Annotated in this window: 6 protein-coding genes; 3 read left to right on the forward strand and 3 right to left on the reverse strand. The window is 47.6% G+C overall.

The genetic code is table 11. The features are described from left to right. Positions 1-125 precede the first annotated feature (125 nt). Genes AC2VLY_RS16980 through AC2VLY_RS16990 form a run of 3 tightly spaced genes read left to right on the forward strand, consistent with a single transcriptional unit; the run spans position 126 to position 4178 of the window. Positions 126-2810 carry a type ISP restriction/modification enzyme gene (locus AC2VLY_RS16980; RefSeq protein WP_486922699.1) on the forward strand — a complete coding sequence of 895 codons (2685 nt, stop codon included), beginning with the start codon at positions 126-128 and terminating at the stop codon, positions 2808-2810. Beyond that, positions 2800-3762, forward strand: coding sequence for a hypothetical protein (locus AC2VLY_RS16985; RefSeq protein ID WP_486892939.1), 963 nt, complete (start codon positions 2800-2802; stop codon positions 3760-3762). Before AC2VLY_RS16980 ends, AC2VLY_RS16985 begins: the two co-directional genes overlap by 11 nt. After that, positions 3759-4178 (forward strand): hypothetical protein, encoded by a 420-nt coding sequence (locus AC2VLY_RS16990; protein ID WP_486892940.1) that lies wholly within the window; start codon positions 3759-3761, stop codon positions 4176-4178. Before AC2VLY_RS16985 ends, AC2VLY_RS16990 begins: the two co-directional genes overlap by 4 nt. 38 nt (positions 4179-4216) lie before the next feature. Here AC2VLY_RS16990 and AC2VLY_RS16995 read toward each other — a convergent pair whose 3' ends face one another. The 3 genes from AC2VLY_RS16995 to AC2VLY_RS17005 all read right to left on the reverse strand — a co-directional run. Further along, positions 4217-4711, reverse strand: a complete 495-nt coding sequence (locus AC2VLY_RS16995; RefSeq protein WP_486892941.1) for a hypothetical protein — start codon at positions 4709-4711, stop codon at positions 4217-4219. A 1-nt stretch (position 4712) separates the two neighbouring features. Continuing rightward, entirely contained in the window at positions 4713-4919 is a 207-nt protein-coding gene (locus tag AC2VLY_RS17000) for a hypothetical protein (RefSeq protein WP_486892942.1), read from the reverse strand. 5 nt (positions 4920-4924) lie between these two features. Continuing rightward, positions 4925-5254 (reverse strand): tyrosine-type recombinase/integrase (locus tag AC2VLY_RS17005; protein ID WP_486922698.1); only part of this gene is annotated, 330 nt, incomplete at its 5' end.

The following is a 5254-nucleotide window of genomic DNA, read 5'->3' on the forward strand; positions in this document are numbered from 1 at the left end:
TTGAACTGCCCTTGCTGCCCATCGAGAACATTCAGAAAGCCCTGTATGCGGTAACACCCAAGCATCTGGGCGATGGCGAATACTGGGCAAGCTGGGCAAAAGATGTAGCGAAGATTTCCCGCACCGTGATTCAGCGGATTGAAAACCTGATCGAGAAAAGAGAGGGTGGCGCTGCTTTCAAAGCGTTTCTCAAGGGGATTCGTAAAAACCTGAACAGCGGGATCTCCGAACAGGAAGCGGTTGAAATGCTGGCCCAGCATGTATTGACCAAGCCCATTTTTGAGGCCTTGTTCGGGGACCGATCCTTTTCCGATGAAAACCCGGTATCGCAATCCATGCAGCGGATTCTGGCTGTCATCGACAAGCATGATGTCGATGCGGAAACCGAGAAGCTGGAACGCTTCTACAAGGACGTGGCCAAGCGGGTTTCTCTGGCCCAGAGTGACGCATCCAAACAGGATTTGATTCGCAATCTCTACGACACCTTCTTCCAGGCGGCCTTCCCGGAACTGGTGGCCCGTCTGGGTATCGTTTACACCCCGGTCGAGATCGTGGATTTCATCCTGAACAGCGTCAATGAAGTGCTGAAAGAACATTTTGGCGGGGACTTGAACAGCGAGGGGGTGCAGATCCTCGATCCCTTTACCGGAACGGGGACGTTTATTACACGCCTGATCCAGTCAGACCTCATCAAGCCCCATGCGTTGCCGCGCAAGTACGAAAAAGAAATTCACGCGAATGAGCTGGTCCTGCTGGCCTATTACATTGCCGCCATCAACATTGAGTCGGCCTACCATGCCAAGACCCTGCAATATAAGCCATTCAACGGCATTGTGCTGACCGATACTTTCCAAATGAATGAGCGCAGCGAGAAGGAATCCAAAGACTCTCTCGGTGTCACCGATGAAAACTACCTGGAAGGCAATTCAGAACGCGCCGAGCTTCAAAAGAAACTGGATATTCGGGTGATTGTGGGGAACCCGCCGTATTCTGCGGGTCAGAAAAGTGAGAATGACAATAATCAGAATATAGGTTATCCACGACTGGATGCGAGGATTAGTAACACCTACGCTGCATCTTCGTCGGCAACTAATAAAAACAGTCTTTACGATTCCTATATTCGGGCAATCCGTTGGGCATCTGACAGGATTGGAAACAAGGGCGTTTTGGGTTTTGTCACGAACGGATCATTCATTGAGAAAGGCGCAATGGATGGTCTGCGGAAAGGCTTGGTGGATGATTTCAGTCATATTTATGTTTTTAACCTCCGTGGATTTGTTCGAGGAAGATCGGGTGATTCCGCAAAAAAAGAAGGAGGGAATGTTTTTAATATCATGACGGGGGTAGCTGTCACCATCCTCATCAAAGACCCAGAACATGATGTACCTACGGAATTATATTATAACGACATTGGAGATTACCTCAGTCGTGAGGAGAAGCTGAATATAGTTCGCAAGGCTTCTGGGATAAAAGGGTTGGCATGGAATCGCATTCATCCCAATGAGGCTGGAGACTGGATTAGTCAGCGTAGCGTAGGTTTTGAAAAATTCATGCAGTTGGGCGACAAAGAAGACGACGCAGAAGCGATTTTTAGTATTTATTCAAGAGGAATTGCGACCTGTCGTGATGCTTGGGCTTACAATCAAAGCCGTCAAGACCTGTCTGCTAACATGCAGGATATGATCGACGTTTTCAACGGGGATTCTACAAAGAATGCAACAGCCTGTTACGGCTTGCCAAAGTCCGCATGGCCAAAGATCGAGGATATTATCTGCAACGATCCTGAGCAAATCAGTTGGTCACGCGCTTTGAAGCAGGATGTATCGCGCGGCAAACAACATGATTTTGTGCTGGGGTCCCTTCGAATGGCCATGTATCGACCATTCTGCAAACAATGGCTGTATTTTAACCGTCAATTTAACGAAATGGTTTATCAAATCCCGCGATTGTTCCCGACCGAACGGCAGGAGAATGTGGTGATTACTATTTCCAGCCTTGGTTCAAGAAAAGGGTTTTCCTGCTTGGCGTCTAAAATGATTCCTGATTTGAACTTACAGGAGGCAGGTGCCCAATGTTTCCCCCTCTACTGGTACGAAACCGTCGAGGAAGCCCGTAAACGCCTGAGCAAAGCGGATTCATCGCAGGGCAATCTTTTTGATGAATCGGATGACCTGGAAGGAACCCCGGATGCAGACGGGTACATTCGTCGGGATGCGATTACGGACTGGGCCTTAGCCGGGTTTAGAAAGCACTATCGGGATGATGGCATCGAGAAGGTGGACCTGTTCCACTACGTCTATGGCCTGCTGCACTCACCAGAGTATCGGGAAACTTATGCCGCAGACCTGAGCAAGATGCTTCCAAGAATCCCTTATGCGCCGGACTTCCGGGCCTTTGCCGAAGCCGGAAAGAAGCTGATGGACCTGCACCTGGGCTATGAGGAGATCGAGCCATGGCCGCTGGAAGAAGTCTGGTCCGGGGACAAATGGGATTACACGGTGCAGAAGATCCGTTTTCCGAAGAAAGGGGAACGTGGGAGTATCGTCTATAACAATTCCCTGACGCTGAAAGGCATTCCAGAGGAAGCCTATGCCTATGTCGTCAATGGCAAATCTCCGGTGGAATGGGTGATGGAACGCTATTCCGTGCGGGTAGATAAGGCCAGTGGCATCGAAAATGATCCTAACCGGATGTTGGAAGAGATTGGTAATGACCGGTACATCGTGGAGTTGATTGGGCGGGTTGTGCGGGTGAGTGTTGAGACGCAGGGGATTGTGGAAACTTTAGGAGAGATCAAAGATGACATCTAACATATCTGTTTCAAGTCAACCGCTAATATCCTTTAGGCCAAAATCTGACAAATCCACATCAATGCTTCAAAAATCTTTTGATGGATACATCATCGCTCTTTCTTTTGAAGGCGAATGGACTACGTTTGTTGCAAATAGCTGCAAAAACAGAGATACAGATAAAATCATACTTGAAACATCAGTTGCAGAGATTTATTTTGGAGATAACAGGTTAAATCCATTGTCATTAGGCTGTGGTAATGGGAATAAAAACTATATTTGTACAGTTCCGTTCTTGTGTCGGTATGAATATCAAGACGCAGGCAACGGAATAAAGCTCGCCAGTGGAAATCCGATATGTTTCAATATTTCAATAAGTCATGAAACTCTTAACCAAATTGAGGAGAAGAGAAATGGGAGCGATCTTGTTATCTCGGTTGTGGTTTGTGGCAAGATCACAGCATCACTAAAAGACAATGCCAGCATTAGTGGTGAACGCATCGTGTCATCTGACCATATCCCATTCAGGATTCCAAAAAGCGACTGGGCGGATTCATTGGAAAAGGCCGATGTGTGTTATGTTCCAGGCGTAGAAAGTATTTTTTGCATGAATGAGTTGAACAAAAGCATTATAGATTATGTAAAAAAAGCAAAAAAGATGTATCATGAGGGTGATTATGATGGCTGCGTTGCTGAATGTAGGAATATTCTTGAAACTAAACGTCTTGGGAATAAGGATACAAAAAAGGACCAAGATGACGATCAAGTAACGAGATTTAAGAAAGCGCTTGATCTAATTAAGAATCTTACGCAACTAGCTCACCACAAAGGAGAGGGCAATCCAAAACACAATTTCAAAAAATTAGAAGCAAAATGTATCTTAGCAGCATCTATTTCTTTCGCAGAGTTGATGGTTGAAGGCTATTTCGACATAGAAGATACTACAGAACAACAAAATGGAGATCAGCAATGAACAACCTATGTAGTTTCACAAAGCCGCTTTTCGCCGTCTTTTCCGTCATGAGCCTTCTGATTCCAGCGGTTTCCCATGCTGATTCTGAATACATGGCCCAACAAGCTCACCAAACATGTCTCGAATATGGTGCAAAGCCAGGCACCCGGTTGTTCTATCGTTGCATGAAGTCTCAGATGCGGAAAGAGCAGTACAATCATGCAAATAATGATTGTGCGAATAACCAAAGCATACAAAGCCAATGTGATATGGCCATTATTGGCAAACCTGACCCATTTCAAGCATTCGCCAACTGCAAAAGCAATCTAGTTGCCCGCTGCGAACGCCAAGCATCCAATGAGTACCTGCACCGCAACAACGCCCAGAAGTATGATCTCAACATCCACGACTACAACCACAACTACGATAATCATTAACCCTAAAAATCTCTCCGGATACCGCAAATGCACACAAGCTATTTGGGTATCCAATCAGGCTTGTCTGGCGCTTTCTCTGGAATAGGCTGACCGTCATGCCTGCTGCGCTCCATTGCGGCCAGTCTCCACGCTGTTTCGTATCCGTACTTGAAGATGGAATAGCTTTTATTTTTCTGCTTGCCGTTCACCATGAAACGCGCTTGCCACGCGAGATTGCGAAAGCCACCCTGTTCATTTTTTGAAAAAATCAGATTGACGCCAATTATCCCAGACACTTCGTTCCCACGATTATATTTCAGGAAGTATCCGTTACCATCCCTTTTTCTCGGCGCAACACCATGTTCCAGTGTCTTTTCATCGCGCCAAACTTTCGCTAATTCCAATGCCTTATCGGTTTCCCCATGTTTCTTATCGGCAAAATAATGCTGCGCGACAGGCTGCTTATTTTCTCCGGGCAAATACAATCGCACTAGCCAGCCATTACCGCTTTTGTGTTTCGCCCGCGTGATACCGAAGTTTTCTGTTATTTCCATGTCACACCACAACTACCCGTGCATACTTGCGGAAATCCGCCCGCGACATCATAAATGAGCCGGTTGCCAGCATCCCTGCCACGGCTTTCTGATCGAAGTAAACCGATTTCCGGTCAAGCCCGGTAATCAGCACCTTGCGGTCCATGCTCCGATCTTCTGGAAACACGGTGTTGGCCAGCATGTACCAGGCTCCGATTTTCAGTTTCATATAGATCACTCCAGCAAATGCAGATACCGGCTACTGGTGGCAATGTTGGCGTGTCCCATGTTTTCCTGCACCTGGCGCAGATCCATGCCCTTGGCCAGCCATGCGCTTGCTGCCGTATGCCGGAGTAAATGCGGGCCGCATTGGGGCTTTTCGATTCCTGACCTGATGAGCAACCGGGACACCATCGTATGCAAGGCCTTGGCAGGGATGGCCTTGCCCTGGTCGGTCACGAACAGTGCATCAGTTTCCGGATGGGAACGATGACGGATCTGCAGCCAGTTCCGCATTGCCTCGACCCCTTCCGGCTGGAATCGCACCAGGCGTTCCTTGTTGCC

It is taken from the genome of Acidithiobacillus sp. TH-A36 (genome assembly GCF_057473445.1).